This window comes from Geothrix paludis (genome assembly GCF_022808815.1).
GTDB classification, from domain to species: domain Bacteria; phylum Acidobacteriota; class Holophagae; order Holophagales; family Holophagaceae; genus Geothrix; species Geothrix paludis.
This window is the reverse complement of record NZ_JAKZLC010000007.1, coordinates 117,777-139,076: the sequence shown is the minus strand read 5'-3', so window position 1 is coordinate 139,076 and position 21,300 is coordinate 117,777. Positions and strand designations below refer to the sequence as shown.

Below are 21,300 nucleotides of genomic sequence, written 5' to 3'. Positions count from 1 at the left end.
CGACATATTTAGAGCAGCCGTTAGGCCAGCTTGTTCACTTTGTCGGCCAGGCGGGACTTGGTGCGGTCCGCGGCATTCTTGTGCATGACGCCCTTCCGGCAGGCCTTGTCCACCAGGCCCTGGGTCAGGGGCAGCTGCTTGGCGGCCTCGGCCTTGTTGCCGCCGGCGATGAGGGTCAGGAAGCTCTTGACGGCCGTCTTCAGGGTCGAGCGGTTGCTGCGGTTGCGGAGGCGGGCCTCGGCATCGCGACGGGCCTTCTTGGCAGCGGACTTGTGGTTGGCCATGGGCGGGATCTCCAGCTCCCCTGGAAACCCCGGGAAGCGCGAAAGACCATCCTATCGCAAAATGCCTGATGGTCAAGGGCAAAAGGCGGGGCTGAAGGCCCATTCGCCCCCTTCCGGAGCGCCCCTCCCCAGGGCATCCTAGTCGGAGGCGAATGGCCTCCCGGGAAGGATGGGGTCATGCCTCAGAAGAAATTGGAGTCCGTCGTGGATCTGGCGGCGAAGGCGAAAGCCCTGCGCCGGGACGTGCTGCTGCAGGTCTACAAGGCCCAGAGCGGCCATCCCGGGGGCAGCCTGAGCTGGATCGACATCGGCGTGGCGCTCTACTTCCACGAGATGACCGTGTTCCCCGAGGACCCCGCGAACCCCGCCCGCGACCGCTTCGTGCTTTCCAAGGGCCACGCCTGCCCCGCCCAGTACGCCCTCCTCGCGGACCAGGGCTTCTTCCCGAAGGCCTGGCTGGAGACCTTCCGCCAGTACCCCACGAAGCTCCAGGGTCACGCCGAGAACCATTACACGCCCGGCGTGGAAGTCACCACCGGCAGCCTGGGCCAGGGCCTGCCTCAGGCCGTGGGCATCGCCCTGGGCCTGAAGGTGCAGAAGGCGGCCCAGCGCGTCTACTGCGTGGTGGGCGACGGCGAGAGCCAGGAGGGCGTGATCTGGGAAGCGGCCATGGCCGCGCCCCACCACAAGCTGGACAACCTCTGCGTGTTCCACGACCTGAACGGCCTGCAGATCGACGGCGAGGTGAAGAAGGTCATGAACATCAACCCGGTGGCGGACAAGTGGCGCGCCTTCGGCTGGGCCGTGAAGGAGATCGACGGCCACGACTTCACCCAGATCCTGGAGGCCCTGGCCTGGGCCCGGACCGTGAAGGGCCAGCCGGTGATGATCTGCGCCCGCACCGTGAAGGGGAAGGGCGTGAGCTTCATGGAGAACCAGGCCGGCTGGCACGGCGTGGCCCCCAAGACCGAAGACTACGAGAAGGCCCTGGCCGAGCTGGCCGACTAAGGACTGAAGACCGAGGACTGACCCTGATGGATGCATTGCGACACACCTTCGAACAGCGGCTGGCGGCGGCCCTTCCCGGCGTGGAGATCACGCTGGAGCGGCCGAAGACCGGCGAGCTGGGAGACCTGGCCTTCCCCTGCTTCCGCGCCGCCAAGCAGCTGGGGAAGAACCCCGTGCAGCTGTCGCAGGAGCTGGCGGCTTCCCTTGCCATCGATGGGGCCACGCTCGTCGCCGCCGGCCCCTACCTGAACCTCAAGCTGGCGCCGGAGACCCGCGCCAAGGCCGTGCTGGGAGCCATCCTGGAGGCGCCGGCGGGCCGTCCCTACGGCTCGCGAGTGGCCAACGGCAAGAAGGTGATCGTCGAGTACAGCTCGCCCAACATCGCCAAGCTCTTCACCATCGGCCATCTGCGCTCCACCATGATCGGCCACACCCTGGCCCAGGCCCACCAGTTCCTCGGCTACGAGGTGATCCGCCTCAACCACCTGGGCGACTGGGGCACGCAGTTCGGAACCCTGCTGGCGGCCTACACCCGCTGGGCCCAGGACGGGAACGCGGACCTGGAGCAGGACTTCGACTGGGCCGAGCCCGCGCCGGAGAAGCGCCGCACGCCCCTGTTCCGGCTCTTCCAGCTCTACGTGCGCTTCCACGCCGAGGAGGAGAACGACCCGGCCATGCGCGACGAGGCCCGCGGCTGGTTCCGGCGCCTGGAGGAGGGTGACCTTGAAGCCCGCCGACTCTGGAGCTGGTTCCGGGAGATCTCCCTGCGCGAGTTCCAGCGCATCTACGACCGCCTGGGCGTGAGCTTCGACACGCTGGAGCAGGGCGAGGCCTTCTACGAGGACCGGCTCGTCCCGACCATGCAGCGGCTGGAGGATGCTGGCCTGCTGGTGGAAGGCAACAACGGCGCCCGCATCGTGGATCTGGAGGACGTGGGCATCAGCACGCCCTGCCTGGTGCAGAAGGCCGATGGCACCAGCATCTACGCCACCCGCGACCTGGCGGCGGCCCTCTACCGGAAGGAGGCCTATGCCTTCGACCGCTGCCTGTATGTCGTGGGCACGGACCAGGTGCTGCACTTCCAGCAGATCTTCGCCGTGCTCGACAAGCTGGATCCCTGGTTCAAGGGCCGCATGCTGCACACGCCGTTCGGCATGGTGAAGCTGCCCGAGGGCAAGATGAGCACCCGCAAGGGCAATGTCATCTTCCTGGAGGACGTGCTGGACGAGGCGCGCGACCGCGTGGCCGCCATCATCGACGAGAAGAATCCCGAACTGGCCAACAAAGCCGAGGTGGCGGAGATCCTGGGCATGGGCGCCGTGGTGTTCTTCGACGCGATGAACGACCGCGTGAAGCCCATCACCTTCACCTGGGACCGCGTCATCGCCCTCGACGGCGACACGGGCCCCTACGTGCAGTACGCCCACGCCCGCATCATGAGCGTGCTGCGCAAGGCCGGCGGCGACTGGGCCGCGAAGGCCCAGATCCAATCAACGAGTGGTCCTGCCCTTTCCTTCCTGGAAGCGCAGCTTCCGGGAAGCCATGAAGGCCTCGCCGCGCCCGAGGCCCAGGCCCTGCTCTTTGAGCTGGCCGGGCTCCCCGGTGCGATCTCGGCCGTGGCCGACGGCTGCATGGCGACGCCCCTCGCGCGCCAGCTCGTGGCTGTGGCCCGCTCCTTCAGCGGCTACTACACCAACTGTCCCATCCTCGCCCCGGAGAATGCGCCGGAAGTTCGCGATGCCCGCCTCACCCTCTGCGTCGCCACCGCCCGCGCCCTCCGCCAGGGCCTCCACCTCATGGGCATCCAGGCCCCGGAGGAGATGTGAACCTCGCCGAACCCCGCTTTCAGGAGATCCCATGACCAAGTACGTGTTCGTGACCGGCGGTGTGCTGTCGAGCCTGGGCAAGGGGATCGCGGCGGCCAGCCTGGGCGCGCTGCTGGAGGCCCGGGGGCTGAAGGTGACGCTCATGAAGATGGATCCCTACCTCAACGTGGATCCGGGCACCATGTCGCCGTTCCAGCACGGCGAGGTGTTCGTCACGGACGACGGTGCCGAGACGGACCTGGACCTGGGCCACTACGAGCGGTTCACCTCGGTGCCCACCACGCAGAACCACACCATCACGACAGGCCGGATCTACAACACCGTGATCCAGAAGGAGCGGCGCGGCGATTACCTGGGCAAGACCGTGCAGGTGATCCCGCACATCACCGACGAGATCAAGGGCGTGATGAAGAAGGTCGCCAAGGACATGGACGTGGTGATCATCGAGATCGGCGGCACGGTGGGCGACATCGAGAGCCAGCCCTTCCTGGAGGCCATCCGGCAGTTCAAGCTGGAGGTGGGCCTGGATTCCCAGATGAAGGCCAACGCCCTCAACATGCACCTCACCTATGTGCCTTTCATCAAGGCCGCGGGCGAGCTGAAGTCGAAGCCGACCCAGCACAGCGTGAAGGAGCTGCGGGCGCTGGGCATCCAGCCGGACGTGCTGCTCTGCCGCGCGGAGCAGGACATCCCCCGCGACCTGAAGGACAAGATCGCCCTGTTCTGCTCCGTGACGCCGGATGCCGTGTTCAGCTGCCGGGACGCCCACTCCATCTACGAAGTGCCCCTGAACCTGCACCTGGAGGGCCTGGACGCCAAGGTCGCCGCGCTGCTGGGTCTCGGCGAGAAGGAGCCGGACCTGAGCGCCTGGCAGAACCTCCTCCAGCGCATCCGCAACCCCAAGGGCAGCGTGCGCATCGGCATCGTGGGCAAGTACGTGGAGTTCAAGGAGAGCTACAAGAGCCTCATCGAGGCCCTCCACCATGCCGGCTACGGCCTGGAGACCCACGTGGACCTCAAGTGGATCGAGGCCGAGGACCTGGAGAACCAGGACCCGGCGGCCTTCCTGCAGGACTGCCACGGCATCCTCGTGCCGGGCGGGTTCGGCGTGCGCGGCACCCGGGGCATGATCAAGTCCATCCAGTACGCCCGCGAGCACAAGATCCCCTTCTTCGGCATCTGCCTGGGCATGCAGATGGCCTCCGTGGAGTTCGCGCGGAACGTGGCGGGCCTGGAGGGCGCCGACTCCACCGAGTTCGACGACGCGCCCAAGCACCGCGTGATCTTCAAGCTGCGCGAGCTGGTGGACGTGGAGGAGCTGGGCGGGACCATGCGCCTCGGCGCCTATCCCTGCCGCCTCACACCGGGCAGCCAGGCGGCGAAGGCCTACGGCGGCACGGAGATCAGCGAGCGCCACCGGCACCGCTACGAGTTCAACCACGAGTACAGGAAGGCCCTGGAGGACAAGGGCTTCCGCTTCACGGGCATGAGCCCCGACGGCGTCTTCGTGGAGATCGTGGAAGTGAAGGACCATCCCTACTTCCTGGCCTGCCAGTTCCACCCCGAGTTCAAGAGCCGGCCCCTCAATCCGCACCCGCTGTTCACGGCCTTCGTGAAGGCCAGCGCCGCCAACCGCGGCTGACCGCCCGCCCCCGGGCCTTTGTCGGGACAGGGATGAATTCTCTGTCCCGACGGCGTTTGGAAGGAATCTGAAAGGTTGGTGGTGCTCCACTGGGGGTGCCGGGAAGATTATCGGAAGGTCATCAAACTGGCATCGTAATACGACCCAAGAGTAATCTTTGGTTGGCTCAAAAAGATGATCCAAATATCATCTATATGGATCCGGACCTCTCCTGACGGACCGGAGTTCCAGTTCATTGCCAAAGACGGCCGAGGAGAGTCCATGCAACTGTCGGGTTTGCGATACGGCTCCAAGCTTCTGCAGCTGGTTGAATTTCCCGTGGCGGAGTTCATCGACGGTTCTGCCACCAACCAGGAGATCCAGCAGTTCCTGGAGAAGCACCAGAAGCTGGTGGTGAAGCCGGTCTTCTACGGCGGCGTGGGCAAGAAGGGCAAGGCGGGGCTGGTGCGCGTGGTGGGCACGCTCCAGGAGGCCCTGCAGGCCAAGCGCGAGCTGTTCTTCGCGCAGCACACCTACGGGAACAAGCCCGTCACGGCCAATGGCGTGACCATGGAAGCTTTTGTGCCCTCCGACCTGGAGGTGTACTTCAGCATCAGCAGCTCCAGCGCGTATCGGGGCCCCGTCTTCACCATCACCCCCTGGGGCGGCGTGGACATCGAGGAGCTGCCGGCGGAGAAGAAGGCGGTCGTGGAGATCGACCCCTTCATCGGCATCAACGCCTTCGAGATCACCAACGCCCTCACCGACACGGGCTGTCCCGAGGCCTTCATCTCGGCGCTGGTCCAGCATCTGCCGAAGCTCTGGGAGCTCTACGACGGCTACGGGCTGACCACCATCGAGCTCAATCCCATCCGGGTCCAGCGCCGGAGCAACCAGATCCTGCCCGTGGCCTGCGACGTGAAGGCCAGCTTCGACCAGGACAACCCGGCCTGGAAGCGCATCGGGCTGCCCGACTCGCTCTTCCAGACGGAGACCACGGCCTTCGAGGCCGACATCAACGAGCTGCGCACCCACCAGGGCCAGAGCGACGTGCTGGAGATGAATCCGCACGGGACCATCCTCCCCTTCATGTTCGGCGGGGGCGCGAACAGCGCGGGCACCGAGGCCCTGGGCGAGGCCGCGATCTTCTCCTCGGACTTCGGTGGGAATCCCCCCTACGAGAAGATCTACGAGATCAGCCGCATCGTCTTCGAGCACTGGTACCAGCAGGCCAACATGCTCCTGCTCATCGGCGGCAAGGCCAACAACACGGACATCTACGTGACCTTCAAGGGCGTGTTCGACGCCCTGCGCGACCACGTGGCCAAGGCCGGCTGGAAGCCGCTCTACGTGGTGGCGGGCCGGGGCGGGCCGAACGTGGTCAAGGGCATGTTCTACGCGAAGGACATCCTCGACCGGCTGCGGATGCCCTACAAGATGTTCGGCCACGACACCTCCATGATCCTCACCCTCGAGTACGCGCGGAAGATCGACCGCTGGTGGGGCGCCGAGGGGGCCGCGGCCTACCGCAAGCAGATCGAAACCCAGGTGCGGGCCTAGGAGGCATCCATGCGACGGCTGAAGACGAAGCCCTTCCCCTACTACGTGGGCCTGCACTCCCTGGAGGAGCTTGCCACCCGCGAGCACCGCGTCTGCGTGATGAACATCCTGGGCAGCGAGAGCCGCAAGGTCACGCCCATCTCCCACGAGTACAGCGGCGGCAACGTCGTGGCCGGCGTCCAGTACGGACGCCGGGGCGCCCTGGAGACGAAGCTGGGCAGCATCCCCGTCTACCGCAGCATCCGCGAGGTCATGGAGCAGGGCATCGCCTTCGACATGGGCGTGGTCTACATCCCGCCCCTCGGCGTGTGCAAGGCCGTCTCCGAGCTCGTGACCCACAACGAGGCGCTGAAGCGCATCGTCGTCGTCACGGAGAAGGTGCCGGCGCGGGATTCGCGCAACATCCGGGCCCTCTGCCAGGAGGCGGGTGTGGACGTCATCGGCGCCAACTGCCTGGGCATGGCCAACGCCTGGGACCGCGTCCGCATCGGCGGAAGCCTGGGCGGCGACCGGCCCGAAGAGACCCTGGTGAAGGGCTCCATCGCCATCCACTCGAACTCCGGCAACTTCACCACCACCATGGCCGAGTACCTCCGCACCGCGGGCTTCGGCATCAGCACGGCGGTCTCGAGCGGGAAGGACGTCTACATCCACTTCGCCCTGCCCGAGTTCCTCTACGCGGCCCAGAACGACCCCCGCACCAAGGCGGTGGTGATCTACGTGGAGCCCGGCGGCTACTACGAGAAGATGGCGCTCGACTGGATCAAGGACCGCACCTTTGGCTTCACCAAGCCGATCATCGCCTGCGTCACCGGGCGCTGGAAGAAGAACATCACGCGCGCCTGCGGCCATGCCGGGGCCCTCTCCGGCAGCGGCGACGACGCGGAGAGCAAGGAACGCTGGTTCGACGAGTACTTCGGGGTGGACGTCTTCGATCCGAAGACCCGCCAGGTCAGCAAGCGCGGCGTCCGGGTTCCGAGCATCCAGTACATCCCGGACGCGGTGCGCGCGGTCTTCGAGAAGATCGACGAGGCGCCCGACTTCCCCGCCACTGGGGACCTCTCCCTGAAGCTCTGGCTCAGCGACGGCAGGGTCCACCTCCCGCCCCACCTGGACCTGCCCGTGGTGCAGGCCCCGGCCCCCTACGACCGTCAGATCGTGGAGGTGAACAAGCAGGTCGGCGCCCACTACCTCCGCCAGAACATGGCGGACAAGTCCGGGGCCTCGCGGATGAGCCCCGAGACGCAAATCGCGGAGCTGCATGGGAAGTCCGTGATGGACCTGTCCCGGCGGACCCTGGAGGAGAACCTCTACTTCGCCCTGGCGAAGGTGATGCCCGAGAAGACGGACATCCCCACCCTGAACCTGATCCTGAACCTGTTCATGAAGATCGACGAGCGGCGGATGGAGCTGATCGACGTGGGCCGGGCCAACGGCTGCACTCCAAACGCCTACCTGGCCTCCCAGATCGCCCTCGTGGGGGACAAGGAGCTGCTGGCGAAGTCCCGCGAACAGGCCAGGTTCATCATCGACCTCATCCGCGAGTTCAACCTGGATGAGCACACCAAGACCTTCCCGGCGGCCCTGGACGAGTTCGTGCGGGCGCACCTGTTGACCTCGGAGCCCTCGCGGAAGACGGACGTATCCGACCTGCTGCTCAAGGAGGTGCGGAAGTCCAAAAAGTCCTGCGTGGCCCTGCGGGTCTGCCAGCACATCATCGACCTGGCAGAGAAGGGGGGGCGGGAGATCCGGGACGCCTACGAGTTCCTGCTGGCCACCATCGCCGTGTGCGTGCTCTGGAACCCCATGCTGGAGAAGCGCATCAGCCGCCAGCTGGTGGAGGACTCGGTCACCTACTTCTACCTCATGTCCCGCATCGTGGCCTACTCGGTGGTGAACCGGGAGCACAACCCCCACTGGAAGAAGCTGGTGGACCAGAAGCTGTCGAACCTCAACCACAGCTTCACGGAGAACGCCTTCAAGGTGCTCTTCGGACGCGCGCCGGAGCCGCACGAGCTGCTGGAGTTCCAGACGCTCCTCGGGCTCACCATCACCAACGGCCCTGGAACCCTCTCGGCCAAAGGGGCCAAGGAGAGCGTCAGCGCCCGGAACGATATCTCCATGGCCTTCGTGGGCTTCCTGGCGAACACGGGCCGGGCCCACGGCGGCAACGGCTACGAAGCCATCAACTTCCTGGTCGAGCAGTTCGAGGGCGCCCCCCTGGCCGACCCCGGCGACCCCAACCATGGTCTGGATCTCAAGGCCATGGCGACCCGGACGGCCAAGGCTTATGGGGCCGCCAAGAAACAGGCCCAGGAGGTGGAGGAGGGCGCCGTGAAGCCCATCCCCTGCATCAACCATCCGGTCTTCCGCGGCAACAAGATCAACGTGGATCCCCGCGAGCAGTTCGTGGGGGGGATGCTGGCGGAGCAGGGCGTCTACAACGCCTTCTGGGAGTTCTACCGCCACTTGGTGAAGGAGCTCTACGCCGAGGGCGTGACCCGGAACGTGTTCTGCGTGAACGTGGACGCGGTGCTGGCCGTGATCACGCTCAAGCTGGCCTGGAAGGATCTGAAGGCCGGCCGGCTCACGCTCCGCCAGGTCCAGGAGCTGGCCTTCACCCTCTTCCTCTTCGGCCGCACCGTGGGCACCTCGGCCGAGATCGCCGACCACCGGGACCGGGGTCTGGACATGGACTGCCGGACCTCCGAGCGGGACCTCGCCTACATCCTTTAGGTCTTTTCCTACGCCGAAAAAGGGCGGGCCATCCGGCCCGCCCTTTTTCTGCGCACGGGAATCCTACTTGATGCCGCCCTTGGCGGCCCAGTCCTCGAGCATGGCCGTGGTGACGGACTTGGGGCGCTCCAGGGCGTAGCCCAGGGCGCGGTCCCAGGTGATGTTGGCCAGCACGCCGATGGCGCGGCCCACGCCGAAGAGCACGGTGTAGAAGTCGTACTCGGTGAGGCCGTAGTACCACTGGATCACGCCGCTCTGTGCGTCCACGTTGGGCCAGGGGTTCTTGGTCTTGCCCTGCTCGGTGAGCACGCCCGGGGCCACGTGGTAGATCATGTTGACCAGCTTGAAGAGCGGGTCGTTGGGCAGGTGCTTCTGGCAGAACTCCATCTGTGCGGTGTAGCGCGGATCGGTCTTGCGCAGCACGGCGTGGCCGTAGCCGGGGATGACGTGGCCGCTGTTCAGCGTGTCCCACAGGGCCGCCTTCACGTTCTCCTCGGTGGGCTCGGCGCCGTTCAGCTTCTTCTGGAATTCCATGATCCACTGCAGCACTTCCTGGTTGGCCAGGCCGTGGAGGGGGCCCGCCAGGCCGTTGAGGCCGGCGCTGAAGGCGTAGTAGGCGTCGGACAGCGCGGAGGCCACGAGGTGCGTGGTGTGGGCGCTGACGTTGCCGCTCTCGTGGTCGCTGTGCAGGATGAAATACATGCGAGCCACGTCGTCATAGGGCTTGGCGATGCCCATCATGTGGGCGAAGTTGGCCCCCATGTCGAGGCTGTAGTCGGGGGCGATGATGTCGCCGTTCTTGTACTTGTAGCGGTAGATGAAGGCGGCGATCTCGGGCAGCTTGGCCAGCAGATCGCAGGCATCCTCATAGGTGGTGTCCCAGTAGTCGTTCTTCTTCAGGCTGTGGTAGGCCTTGTTGAACTTGCTCTCCTTCTGCATCGCCAGGACGGCGGTGGAGAGCATCACCATGGGGTGGCTGTCCTTGGGCAGGGCCTTCAGCACGTCGAAGACGTAGGCCGGCACCTTGGCGCGAGACTTGAAGTCCTCCTTGATCTCCTCGGCCTCGGCGGCCGTGGGGATGTCGCCCGTGAGCAGGTAGTACCAGAAGGATTCCACCGTCGGATATTCGGCGCCGGGCAGCTTGGGCAGGGCGGCGAAGGTTTCGGGAATGAGCTTGCCGCGAAAGCGGATGCCTTCCTGAGAGTCGAGGTAGCTGATGTCGGTGACGAGGGCCTTGATGTCCCGGGCGCCGCCGATGCACTGGTCGATGGTCACCTCATCGATGACGACCTTCCCGAACTCCTTCAGGAGCCTGGTGGTGCGGGGACGGTGCTCCTCGATCTTCTCAAGAAGGTGTGATTTCAGGCGTGACATGGCTGGCTCCATGAAATGAGGGAGGGTGGATGGGGTGGCTTTGGAAGGAGCAGGGGTCCGATCATCATACGGGCATCATCTATCGATGCCATGGCCTTTCGATCTTTTGATGACCTTGTGGGAATTAATCGAGGTGACCGTGACCCATAACCAGAGTATGTATGGAGTTCAGAGGAGATGCCGTGACCTGCGTCAATCTGAAAGTATTGGTGTTCGCAATGGTGGCGGGGACCCTCACGGCCCAGGAGACGCCCCGGCCCAATCGGGTGGCCTGGTTCGAGGGTTTCCCCGAGCCCCTTCCGGAAGGCGTGAATGAGCTGGCGCTGGAGGCGACCAGCCAGATGCTGCGGCCAGACCTGGAGCATAGCGCCGATGGGCGGACCTGGGCGCGTCTGGATGGCGAGGAGTGGCAGCTGACCTGGGACTGGGCCGTGAAGGCGGGGTCCTCCCGGATCAATGTCCGCACCCGCGTCGCCTCGCGATCCGGCGGCATCGCGGATCAGGCCATCGCGAACTGGCACAAGCTGCTCAACCTGCCCCAGGGCGGGCGGGAGGACGCGCCGAAGAACCGCCTGGTCTACCACCTGGAGCGGGACGGCCGCGTGATCGGCGACCTGAGCCGGCCGGGCGTGGCCCTGATGGATCTGGATGTGGCGTGGGTGCGACCCTTCGGCACCGCGGATGCGGGCGGGCGCGTCGGCGCGTCGCTCCAGCTGCCCACGGGCAGGCAGTCCGACTTCTCCGGAGACGGGGGCACCGACGGCCTGGTGGGCGCCGCGGCCTGGAAGCGCCTGGGCCGCATCAAGCTCTTCGGCCAGGCGGAGCGCGTGATGCTGGGGCTTCCCCAGCACAGCCCGCTGCGGGAGGTCATGGACCACACCTCCTTCAACCGGGCCTGGGCCACGGTGGCCTGGCTGGGCCAGGGCCCGGGCCTCATCGACGGCCTCGGCCTGGAGGTCAGCGTGGGTTACGCCGGCAGTCCCTACCGCACGGGCCTGGCGCGGCTGGACCGGGCGGGGTGGCAGCAGCACTGGACCCTCCGCCACACGCGGCTGCCCCGCTGGCGCTTCGGATTCAGCGAAGAAGCCGGCACCTTCACGGCTCCGGACATCTCCGCCTACGTGGCCTACCGCTTCGACGGGAGCTGACCTGCCTGTAAACTAGATGATTCGTGCCGGAGCTCCCATGCAGCCCAACCAGTACCGCGACATCCGCCTTGAGAAGCTCGACAAGCTCAAGGCTCTGGGACTGGACGTCTGGCCGCGGAAGGCGAAGCGCACCCACGGGATCTCGGACCTGACCGCGACTTACGCAGATGCCGAGGCCTGGCCCAACGAGAAGCTCGAGGGCCTGGGGATAACCGTGTCGGTCATGGGCCGGGTGCTCACCATCCGGGAGATGGGCAAGAGCGTGTTCGCGCACCTCACAGAGAACGGCGAGAAGCTCCAGGCCTTCTTCCGCAAGGACGACGTGGCCGAGCCCGGCTGGGACGTGCTCAAGCTCCTGGACATGGGCGACTTCGTCAGCGTCACTGGCCCCCTCATGCGCACCAAGACCGGCGAGCTGAGCGTGCGGGTGAAGGAGGTCCAGTTCCTGTCCAAGGCCCTGCTGCCCCTGCCTGAGAAGTGGCACGGCCTCCAGGACAAGGAGCAGCGCTACCGCCAGCGGTACCTGGACCTCATCTCCAACGGCGACGTGCTGAAGACCTTCCAGACCCGGTCGCGCATCGTGAGCGGCATCCGGCGCTTCATGGAGGACCAGGGCTACCTGGAAGTCGAGACGCCCATGATGCAGCCCATCCCCGGCGGCGCCACGGCCCGGCCCTTCATCACGCACCACAACGCCCTGGACATGTCCCTCTACCTCCGCATCGCGCCAGAGCTGTACCTCAAGCGGCTCATCGTGGGCGGCTTCGAGAAGGTCTTCGAGATCAACCGCAACTTCCGGAACGAGGGGCTGAGCGTCCGCCACAATCCCGAGTTCACCATGATGGAGTTCTACGCCGCCGGCCAGGATCTCCGCGACATGATGGCCCTCACGGAGGATCTGATCTCGGGCCTGGCGCGGGACGTCATGGGTTCCGAGACGCTTCCCTGGGGCGAGCAGCCCATCTCCTACGCCAAGCCCTTCCGGCGCCTGACCCTCAAGGACGCCATCGCCGAGTACGGCCACGTCGACCGGCACCTGCTGGAGGACGGCGACAGCGTCCGCGCCCTGGCCAAGGCCGTCCACATCGAGGATGCCGGCGCCAAGACCGTGGGCACCCTGCTGGGCGACCTCTTCGAGCACCATGCGGAGAAGCAGCTCATCCAGCCCACCTTCATCACGGACTATCCCATCGAGCTGTCGCCCCTCACGAAGACGCTCGAAGGCGACGACCGCTTCGTGGACCGCTTCGAGCTCTTCGTCGGCGGCATGGAGCTGGCCAACGCCTACTCCGAGCTGAACGACCCCGTCGACCAGATGGGCCGCTTCCAGGCCCAGATGGCCGAGCGGGACGCCGGCAACGACGAGGCCATGCTCCTGGACATGGACTTCGTCACCAGTCTGGAGCACGGCTTCCCCCCCTGCGGCGGCGAAGGCATCGGCATCGACCGCCTGGTCATGCTCCTCACCAACAGCGCCAGCATCCGCGACGTCATTTTGTTCCCCCTCATGCGCCCGGCGAAGCCGTCGGAGAGCGAGGAAAAGGAATAAACGCCAACCGCGGAGAACGCGGAGAGCGCAGGGAAGAACCAAGGCGATCTTCCTCCGCGTTCTCTGCGGTGAAACCCCGCCTGGATGTGACAGAATCTGGCCCCTTCCGCTGCCATACTTGAAAACCTTGATTGGAGGCTCCCATGGCCGTCCCGATGCTTGAGCTTGCCCCGCAGAATGCCGCCGTGAAGGCCAAGGTGCTGGAGGGGCTCTCGGGCCTCATCGACCGCTCCTCGTTCATCCTGGGCGAGAACGTGAAGGGCCTGGAGGCCGAGATCTCCGCCTATGCCGGCGCCGCCCACGCCGTCGCTATGTCCAGCGGCACGGACGCCCTGCTGGCCGCCCTCATGGCTCTGGGCATCGGCCACGGCGACGAGGTGATCGTTCCCAGCTTCACCTTCTTCGCCTCGGCGGGCGTGGTCTCGCGCCTGGGCGCCAAGCCCGTCTTCATCGACCTGGATCCGGCCACCTTCAACGCGTCGGGCGCCCTGGTGGAAGCCGCCATCACGTCCCGGACCAAGGCCATCATGCCTGTGCACCTCTTCGGCCAGCTGGCGGAGATGCCCGCCATCATGGCCGTGGCGAAGAAGCACGGCATCCCGGTGCTGGAGGACGCCTGCCAGAGCCTGGGCGCCAAGGGCTGGGGCAAGTCCGCGGGCCAGTTCGGCGACATGACCGCCTACAGCTTCTATCCCACCAAGAACCTCGGCGCCTTCGGCGACGCGGGCATGACCGCCATCCGCGACGACGCCACCCTGGGCGCGCGCGTGCGGCGCATCCGTGTCCACGGCATGGAGCCGGTCTACATGCACCACGAGGTGGGCATGAACGGGCGCATGGACGAGTTCCAGGCCCTAGTGCTCCGCGCCAAGCTGCCCATGCTGGACGGCTGGCACGAGGGGCGCCGGAAGCACGCCGCCTGGTACCTGGAGCGCATGAAGGGCCTGACCGCCGACGAGGCCGTGCTGCCCCGCGAAGTGGTCCCCGATGGCCGTCACATCTACAACCAGTTCACCATCCGCGTGAAGGGCGGCAAGCGCGACGCGCTGCAGGCCCACCTCAAGGAGCGCGGCATCGGCAGCGCGATCTACTATCCCATCTGCCTCCACGAGCAGCCCTGCTTCAAGGACCTCGGGTACAAGACCGGCCAGCTGCCCGAGTCCGAGCTCGCCGCCAAGGAAGTGCTCAGCCTCCCGGTCTACCCCGAGATGACGGCGGCCATGCTCGAAGAGACAGCGACGGCGATCCTGGCCTTCTTCGGCAAGAAGTAGCGCCCCGGAGGTTCAGGCCCCGGCCCCCCCGGCGGCTGTGACCCTCTCCACCCAGGTGGCCAGCGCCTCCCGGGTGGCGGGGGGCACGTCCCGGAACTGCAGGCCCATCCCCACCTGCTCCTCCGTCTGGCCGCTGGCGGAGTATCCCAGCATGTAGGCCACGGTCGCCGTGATGGGGTGCTTGGGAAGGTCGGGATGGCCGAGCACCAGGTCGTCGAGGGTCGTTCCCGGCAGGAAGAAGCGGGCGGTCCGCCCCAGGACGAGGGCGAAACAGCCGCCCGCGCTCAGGTTCATGATGCGGACTTCCCGGAAGTCGTAGCCATTCAGGCTGAACGAGATGGTGAATTCAGGGCCGGTGACGACACGGGTCTCGCGGCGGTGATCCTGGCTGTTCATGAACGGAGCCCCCTCGATCCGGAAATCCCTGGTTGGGTATCGGACGATCCGTGGATAAACTGGACTTTCTGATCGGCCTGAACCCACCGGGGGACAGGGCGGGTTCCTGGGAATCCGGCCCTGACGGCGCAGGACGCCGTCTCACCCAAGCGGGGACAACGCGGGCAAGCAGCGCTGGCCGGCCCCCCCATCCACCCATTCTATTCCTGGAGTTCCCATGGAAATCCTCCTCATCGAGAACGTGCCCAGCCTCGGCGCCCGCGGCGATGTCGTGAACGTCAAGGACGGCTACGCCCGCAATTTCCTGCTGCCGCGCAAGATGGCCCTGCCCGTCACCGCCGGCAACAAGCGCCAGATCGAGCTCGAGAAGATCCGCGCCGAGAAGCTCCGCGCCAAGGAACTGGCCGACGCCAAGAGCCTGGCCGAGAAGCTCGAGGCCGTGAGCCTCGCCGTGGCCAAGAAGGCCGGCGAGAACGGTCACCTCTTCGGTTCCGTCACCAACGCCGATGTCGCCGAACTCTTCAAGGGCAAGGGCTTCACCCTTGATCGCCGCGACATCACCGTGCCCCACATCAAGGATGCCGGCGCCTACACCGTGGATGTCCGCCTCTACAGCGGCGTGCACGCCAAGGTCAGCCTCGAAGTCACCGCCACCGCGGCCGAGTAGGCCCGCCCAGAACCCATCCCCCCACCCGGCCGGCTCCTCGCGGAGGCGCTGGTCCTGCCGGGATTCCGCGTCGTCGGATCCCGCCACACCCCATCCCAAGGAGTCCATCCATGGCGAAGACCACTGCCAAGCCTGAAACCCTCGGCATCGCCGAACTCGCCGCCACCCTGGCGGAGGCCCAGGACCTCTCCAAGGCCCGCGCCAAGGCGATTCTCGACGGCGTCCGCGACCACATCGTGGAGACCCTGCTCTCCGGCCAGCGCGTCAACCTCTTCGGCCTCGGCACCTTCGAAGTGCGCGCCACCAAGGAGAAGATGGGCCGCAACCCCAAGACCGGCGAGAGCATCCAGATCCCCGCAGGCCGCAAGGTTGTCTTCAAGACGGCGAAGGGTCTGAAGGATCAGATGTAAGTAGGGACTGGCTGCAAAGCTGCGCTTTGCAGATGGAAGAAGGCCGCCGGAAGGCGGCCTTCTTCGTGAAAGGGAATCTTCTGCCGCCAGCGAAGCTGGCAGCCCTGAGCCAAACCGCATCGCGGTTTGGCTCCCTCCGAGCGCATGATCAATCATGGCCCTCATCTACCTCCACGGCTTCTCCTCCGCCCCCAACGGGAACAAGGGGCGCTTCACGCGGCAGTGGGCGGAAGCCCGCGGGATCGCCTTCCATGCGCCGGACCTGAACCTGCCGTCCTTCGAGGCCCTCACGGTCACGGCTCAGGTGGAGGCCGTGGAGGCGCTGGTGCGGAGCCTGCCCGAGCCGCCGATGCTGGTGGGGAGTTCCCTGGGCGGGTTCGTCGCCACGGCGGTGGCGCACCGGGGCAGCCCGCTGCGCTCCCTGCTCCTCCTGGCTCCGGCCATCGGCTTCGCCTCGCGCCGCATGACGCATCCCGCCTGGGCCGCCTATCGGGAGCGCGGGGAGATGGAAGTCTTCCACCACGGCGAGGGGCGGCCCCTGCGGCTGGGTCCGGACCTGCTCCGGGACCTCCCGCGCTGGCAGGGCGATGAGGCTTGGCGCATTCCCGTGCCCACGGTGATCCTCCACGGCCGGGCGGACGAATCCGTCCTTCTGCTAGAGAGCGAAGCCTATGCGGCGCGGAACCCGGGCGCCATCCTCCACGTCCTCGAAGATGACCACGGGCTGCTGGCGCCACCATCGCTGGCCTGCCTCGAAATGGCCCTGGAGGCGGCCTTCCGCTAAGATCCGAACTCGGCCGGGCTCAGCCCCTGCAGGTAGCGCGTGAGCAGCTTCTGTTTCTCCTGGCCGGCCTTCACCTTCTTCTGGTAGATGGAGAAGCGGTCCTCGGCGGGGCGGATGGCGGGGAAGAGGGCCACAAGGTCGCCCCGCTCCAGCTCCTCCAGCACGCTGTAGCGCGGCACCAGCAGCGCGCCCATGCCTTCCGCCGCCGCGTGGATCATCGCGCGGATGTGGTCGATGGCGATGAACCGCTCCAGCTGGGGCTGGTCCCGGCCGGGGACGGCCATGAGGAAGCGGTTCCACCAGGCTCCGGCCTTGTCGAGGGACAGCACCGGGCACCGCCCGAGGTCGCCGGGGACCCGGATGCGGTGCGCCTTGCGGAACGCAGGGGCGCAGGCCACCACGTAGGTCTCCCGGAAGAGAGGGGTCTTCTTCAAGGAAGGCAGCAGGTGCTCCTGGCAATCGATGATCAAGTCGAGGTCGTCGCGCAGGAGGGGCGCCAGAAGGTCGTGGTTGAGGGTGAAGTCGATCTCCAGATCCGGGTTCGCGGCCAGGAAGGGCTGCATGTGGCGCATGAGGATGCTGCTGCCGAACTCCACCGTGGCGCCCACCCGCAGACGGCCTTTGGAGAGGCTCTGGTGGCGGCGCAGGTCCTCCGAGGCCGCGTCCAGGGTCGCGAAGACCTGCTCGCAGGCCTGGTAGAGCCGGCGGCCCTCCTCGGTCAGGCCCAGGCTGCGCCCCCGGCGCTCCAGGAGGCGGACGCCGGCCAGCTCCTCCAGCTTGGCCATGGCGTGGCTGACGGCGGACTGGGTGCGGTTCAGCCGGCGGGCGCAGGCGGTGAAGCTGCCGGTCTGGGCCAGGGTGAAGAAGGTGCGGAGCTGGGGGAGATCCAGGAGGGCGTCCATAATCATGAATCATATTCATGCCGAGCGTGAATCGAATGAATTTCATAATTGACACAAAAAAAGATACAAATGCCATAGGGAGGTGCGGCCATGCAGGACGTCCTGAAGGCGCTGGGCATGTCGGATTCGAATCGGGGCGGGTTCTCGGGCGAATGGATCGGAAGCGGGAAAGCCCAGGCCGTGGTGTCCCCCATCGACGGCGCGAAGCTGGCGGACGTGGTCAATGTGACGCCCGCGGAATTCGAGGCCGTCCTGGCCCGCTGTCATGCGGCCTTTGCCTCCTGGAAGCTGGTGCCCGCGCCCAAGCGGGGCGAGGTGGTGCGGGCCCTGGGCGATGAGCTGCGCAGGCACAAGGAGGCCCTGGGCATGCTCGTGAGCCTCGAGATGGGCAAGGCCCTGCGCGAGGGCCTGGGCGAGGTCCAGGAGATGATCGACATCTGCGACTTCGCCGTGGGCCTCTCCCGTCAGCTCTACGGTCTCACCATGCCCAGCGAGCGCCGCCAGCACCGCCTGCAGGAGCAGTGGCATCCCCTGGGCGTGGTGGGCGTCATCACGGCCTTCAACTTCCCCGTGGCCGTCTGGAGCTGGAACACGGCCCTGGCCCTGGTCTGCGGCGACACCGTGCTGTGGAAGCCCTCCTCCAAGACGCCCCTCACCGCCATCGCCTGCACCCGGATCGCCGAGAAGGTGCTGCGCGACTTCGGCTACGATCCAGCCATCTGCAGCCTCGTGATCGGCAAAGGCAGCGAGATCGGCGACCTCATCAACACCGATCCGCGCGTGGCCCTGGTGTCCTACACGGGCTCCGTTCCCGGTGGCAGGCACGTGGGCAAGCTGGTGCAGGAGCGCTTCGGGCGCCACATCCTGGAGCTGGGGGGCAACGGCGCCGTGATCGTCAGCGAGAAGGGCGACCTCGAGATCGCGCTGCGCTCCATCTACTTCGGCGCCATCGGCACCTCCGGTCAGCGCTGCACCTCCACCCGCCGCGTCATCGTCCACGAGTCCATCTACCCGGCCTTCCGCGACCGCCTGCTGGATCTCTACCGCAAAACGCCCATCGGCGATCCGCGCCAGGACGAGAACCTCATGGGCCCCCTGGTGGACCAGGGCGCCGTGGAGACCATGCTCGCGGCCATCGAGACTGTGAAGGCCCAGGGCGGGAAGGTCCTATTCGGTGGCGAGAAGCTGCCGCCCACCTCAGGGTTGACCGGCGGCTGCTACATCACGCCCTGCCTCGCCGAGGTGTCCGGCAACCTGCCCATCGTGAAGGAGGAGACCTTCGCGCCGGTGCTCTACCTCATGACCTACCGGACCATCGAGGAGGCCATCGCCCTCCAGAACGGCGTGTCCCAGGGCCTTTCCAGTGCCATCATCACCAACGACCAGCGCGAGAGCGAGCTGTTCCTCTCCGCGGCCGGCAGCGATTGCGGCCTGGCCAACGTGAACACGGGCACCAGCGGCGCGGAGATCGGTGGGGCCTTCGGCGGCGAGAAGGAGACCGGCGGCGGCCGCGAGAGCGGTTCCGACGCATGGAAGGCCTACATGCGCCGCCAGACCAGCGCCATCAACTTCAGCGGCCAGGTGGAGTTGGCCCAGGGCATCACCCTGGAACTCTGAATCCGCCGGCCGGGTTTCAGCAGGGCCATTCCAGGGGCACTCGGGTAGACTCTAGGCAGAATTAACCGTGAGGCTGACCAGTGCCCGGGCCAACCCCCCGTCTCCATCCGTCTGACCCAGCGGCGGCTCCCGTGTCTCCTGGGGGCGGCGGCGCCTTGGCCCGTGCGGCTCGGGGAGCCCTGGTCGCGACCTGGCTCGGCGTGACGCTGGCGCACCTGGCCCTTCCGGCGGCCCAGCGCATCCATGCCTGGCCCCTGGGCTACATGCTCCTGGAGATCCTGGCCTTCCTGAGCCTGAGCCACCGGGCCTGGCGGGCCCCCTCGGGCGAGCGGATGGCCTGGCTGCTACTGGCCGTGTCCGCCTTCTTCGAGGTGCCCAGCCTGCTCCTCACCTTCATCAGCCACGGGCAGGCCCTGCCGGAGATCACCTTCCTGGTCAGCCTCCTGAGCCTGGCCACGGGCATCCTGGCCTTGGCGGGCGTCCTGAGCTTTCCGAAGGAGCCGGGGCCGGGCAGCCTGTTCCGCAGGCGGGCCCTGGACAGCCTCATCTTCGCCACGTCCCTCCTCTTCCTGCTCCTCGCGATGGGCGTGCAGGGCTCGCTGCGCGCCTCGAGCCAAGGCATGGGCCTCCGGGTCCTGGCGGCCTACCTCAACGCGGCCCTTCTCGGGGGTGGCCTGGTCTTCATGACCTCCTATCACCCCGGCCTCATCCGTGGCCCCCTCGGATGGCTGTCCGCCTCGGCCCTGGCTTGGCTCTCGGCCCTGTCCTGCTGGACCCTGGCCGGCCTCCCTGCCGTCACCTCGCCCCACGCCTGGATCCCCGTGGCCGGAGGGATCCCGTTCTTCCAGGGCCTGGCGGCCTGGTCTCCGCAGCCCAAGGTGTCGCGGGCCTCGCGGGCGACCGACGGGAAGCGGCTGGTGCGGCTGTTCCCCTACCTGCCGGTCCTCGCCGCCATCCTCGTCCTGGCGGCCCTCCTGCCCCGGGGGCCGCTCCATCAGATGCGCGGGGCCATCGGCATCTTCCTGGTGATGGTGGCCCTGCTGCTCCTCCGCCAGTTCCTGGCCATCCTGGACCTCCGGGCCGCCCGGCGGACCCTGGAGGAGCGGGTCCAGCACCGGACGGAGGCCCTCGAGCATGCCCAGGAGGCCCTGCTGAGGACGGAGCGCATGAACACGCTGGCCCTTATGGGCGCCGGGCTGGCCCACGATCTGAACAACCTCCTGAGCGTCCTGAAGAGTTCCGCGGAGCTGGCCCTCATGAACATGGAGGAAGGCCGGCCCGCGGGCTCGGAGGATCTCCAGAGAATGACCTCCGCCGCCAGCCGCGCCGCCACCCTGACCAGCCGCCTCATGCGGTTCGTGAGCCGCGAGTCCGAGGACCTGGCGCCCGTGGATCTGGGCCAGGAATTGCGGGACATGGAGGCGACGCTGCGCCTCCTCATTCCCCGGACGATGGAGCTGTGCATCGAGGTGGCGCCTTCCGACGCCCTGGTCGTTCAGAGCTCCAGGCTCCGGCTGGAGCAGATGCTGGTGAACCTGGTGGCCAACGCCCGGGATGCCATGGCCGAGGGCGGAAAGCTCGCCATCCGCGCGGGGATCGACGGGCCCGGGGCCGCCATGGCGCGGATCGATGTGGTCGATTCCGGGATCGGCATGCCCCCGGAGATCCTCGACCGCATCTTCGATCCCTTCTTCACCACCAAGGCCCCCGGCAAAGGCACCGGGCTGGGCCTGCCCTCCCTCAAGGCGCTGGTGGAGGAAGGCGAGGGCCGCATGGAGGTGGCCAGCGAACCGGGGAAGGGCTCCCGGTTCACCATCTTCCTCCCGCGGTTGAACGCCCTCTGAATCAGCCTCCGCTGATGAGGTGGATGACCTTCACCACGGCCCCGTCGGGGACCGTGGTGGTGTCGTAGTCGGCCTTCGCCACCAGCGCGTCGTTCACGTGGATGACGAGCATGGGGAAGCGGTAGTTCCGGGCGCGGAGGATGTCCCGCACGGTCATGCCCTCGTGCCATGCCAGCGGTTCTTCATTGACCAGGATCATTCGCGCTGTTGCCTTTCAGGAAGAGAATCGGGGGGGGGGGGGGGGGGGGGGGGGGGGGGTGGGGGGGGTGGGTGCAACACACCCACCGGGGCGGGCGCGGGGGG

Annotated in this window: 18 protein-coding genes; 13 read left to right on the top strand and 5 right to left on the bottom strand. The window is 67.0% G+C overall.

The features are described from left to right. Positions 1 to 20: 20 nt before the first annotated feature. Complete coding sequence (gene rpsT / locus MLE64_RS15550) at positions 21 to 284, bottom strand: 30S ribosomal protein S20 (protein ID WP_243319158.1); 264 nt, start codon at positions 282 to 284, stop codon at positions 21 to 23. Between the two features lie 177 nt (positions 285 to 461). On the opposite strand from rpsT, the gene MLE64_RS15545 reads away from it, so the two are divergent. The 5 genes from MLE64_RS15545 (at position 462) to MLE64_RS15525 (ending at position 9,035) form a co-directional block, all read left to right on the top strand. Beyond that, positions 462 to 1,292, top strand: a complete 831-nt coding sequence (locus MLE64_RS15545; RefSeq protein ID WP_243294700.1) for a transketolase — start codon at positions 462 to 464, stop codon at positions 1,290 to 1,292. 26 nt (positions 1,293 to 1,318) lie between these two features. Continuing rightward, entirely contained in the window at positions 1,319 to 3,118 is a 1,800-nt protein-coding gene (argS, locus tag MLE64_RS15540) for an arginine--tRNA ligase (RefSeq protein ID WP_243319155.1), read from the top strand. A 31-nt stretch (positions 3,119 to 3,149) separates the two neighbouring features. After that, complete coding sequence (locus tag MLE64_RS15535) at positions 3,150 to 4,760, top strand: CTP synthase (RefSeq protein ID WP_243319153.1); 1,611 nt, start codon at positions 3,150 to 3,152, stop codon at positions 4,758 to 4,760. Positions 4,761 to 5,021: 261 nt separating this feature from the next. Then, on the top strand, positions 5,022 to 6,299 hold the full coding sequence (locus MLE64_RS15530) for an ATP citrate lyase citrate-binding domain-containing protein (RefSeq protein WP_243319151.1): 1,278 nt from the start codon (positions 5,022 to 5,024) through the stop codon (positions 6,297 to 6,299). Between the two features lie 9 nt (positions 6,300 to 6,308). Next, the gene (locus MLE64_RS15525) at positions 6,309 to 9,035 is read left to right on the top strand and encodes a citrate/2-methylcitrate synthase (protein ID WP_243319148.1); all 2,727 of its coding nucleotides are present in this window, start codon (positions 6,309 to 6,311) and stop codon (positions 9,033 to 9,035) included. 63 nt (positions 9,036 to 9,098) lie between these two features. Here the strand turns inward: MLE64_RS15525 and MLE64_RS15520 are convergent, their stop codons facing one another. Further along, positions 9,099 to 10,409, bottom strand: coding sequence for a citrate (Si)-synthase (locus tag MLE64_RS15520; protein WP_243319147.1), 1,311 nt, complete (start codon positions 10,407 to 10,409; stop codon positions 9,099 to 9,101). Positions 10,410 to 10,591: 182 nt separating this feature from the next. Here MLE64_RS15520 and MLE64_RS15515 point away from each other — a divergent pair, with 182 nt between their 5' ends. The 3 genes from MLE64_RS15515 to MLE64_RS15505 all read left to right on the top strand — a co-directional run bounded on the left by MLE64_RS15515 (position 10,592) and on the right by MLE64_RS15505 (position 14,377). Beyond that, positions 10,592 to 11,557 carry a DUF3187 family protein gene (locus MLE64_RS15515; RefSeq protein WP_243319145.1) on the top strand — a complete coding sequence of 322 codons (966 nt, stop codon included), beginning with the start codon at positions 10,592 to 10,594 and terminating at the stop codon, positions 11,555 to 11,557. Between the two features lie 37 nt (positions 11,558 to 11,594). Then, a complete protein-coding gene (gene lysS, locus MLE64_RS15510) occupies positions 11,595 to 13,106 on the top strand; it encodes a lysine--tRNA ligase (protein ID WP_243319143.1) in 1,512 nt (503 codons plus the stop codon). A gap of 143 nt (positions 13,107 to 13,249) precedes the next feature. Then, a complete protein-coding gene (locus MLE64_RS15505) occupies positions 13,250 to 14,377 on the top strand; it encodes a DegT/DnrJ/EryC1/StrS family aminotransferase (protein WP_243319142.1) in 1,128 nt (375 codons plus the stop codon). A 12-nt stretch (positions 14,378 to 14,389) separates the two neighbouring features. Here MLE64_RS15505 and MLE64_RS15500 read toward each other — a convergent pair whose 3' ends face one another. Next, positions 14,390 to 14,773, bottom strand: a complete 384-nt coding sequence (locus tag MLE64_RS15500; RefSeq protein WP_243319140.1) for a PilZ domain-containing protein — start codon at positions 14,771 to 14,773, stop codon at positions 14,390 to 14,392. A gap of 217 nt (positions 14,774 to 14,990) precedes the next feature. On the opposite strand from MLE64_RS15500, the gene rplI reads away from it, so the two are divergent. The 3 genes from rplI to MLE64_RS15485 all read left to right on the top strand — a co-directional run bounded on the left by rplI (position 14,991) and on the right by MLE64_RS15485 (position 16,634). Further along, positions 14,991 to 15,440 (top strand): 50S ribosomal protein L9, encoded by a 450-nt coding sequence (rplI, locus tag MLE64_RS15495; protein WP_243319137.1) that lies wholly within the window; start codon positions 14,991 to 14,993, stop codon positions 15,438 to 15,440. Between the two features lie 110 nt (positions 15,441 to 15,550). Continuing rightward, positions 15,551 to 15,850, top strand: coding sequence for an HU family DNA-binding protein (locus tag MLE64_RS15490; RefSeq protein WP_026853313.1), 300 nt, complete (start codon positions 15,551 to 15,553; stop codon positions 15,848 to 15,850). A 154-nt stretch (positions 15,851 to 16,004) separates the two neighbouring features. Beyond that, entirely contained in the window at positions 16,005 to 16,634 is a 630-nt protein-coding gene (locus MLE64_RS15485; protein WP_243319135.1) for a YqiA/YcfP family alpha/beta fold hydrolase, read from the top strand. Here MLE64_RS15485 and MLE64_RS15480 read toward each other — a convergent pair. Then, positions 16,631 to 17,542, bottom strand: a complete 912-nt coding sequence (locus MLE64_RS15480; RefSeq protein WP_243319133.1) for a LysR family transcriptional regulator — start codon at positions 17,540 to 17,542, stop codon at positions 16,631 to 16,633. The genes MLE64_RS15485 and MLE64_RS15480 overlap by 4 nt on opposite strands. Positions 17,543 to 17,626: 84 nt before the next feature. On the opposite strand from MLE64_RS15480, the gene amaB reads away from it, so the two are divergent. Next, complete coding sequence (amaB, locus tag MLE64_RS15475; protein ID WP_243319130.1) at positions 17,627 to 19,153, top strand: L-piperidine-6-carboxylate dehydrogenase; 1,527 nt, start codon at positions 17,627 to 17,629, stop codon at positions 19,151 to 19,153. 155 nt (positions 19,154 to 19,308) lie between these two features. Further along, positions 19,309 to 20,997: a sensor histidine kinase gene (locus MLE64_RS15470; RefSeq protein WP_243319128.1), complete on the top strand. Its 1,689-nt coding sequence runs from the start codon at positions 19,309 to 19,311 to the stop codon at positions 20,995 to 20,997. 1 nt (position 20,998) lies between these two features. Here MLE64_RS15470 and thiS read toward each other — a convergent pair whose 3' ends face one another. Next, a complete protein-coding gene (gene thiS / locus MLE64_RS15465; protein WP_243319127.1) occupies positions 20,999 to 21,196 on the bottom strand; it encodes a sulfur carrier protein ThiS in 198 nt (65 codons plus the stop codon). Positions 21,197 to 21,300 lie beyond the last annotated feature (104 nt).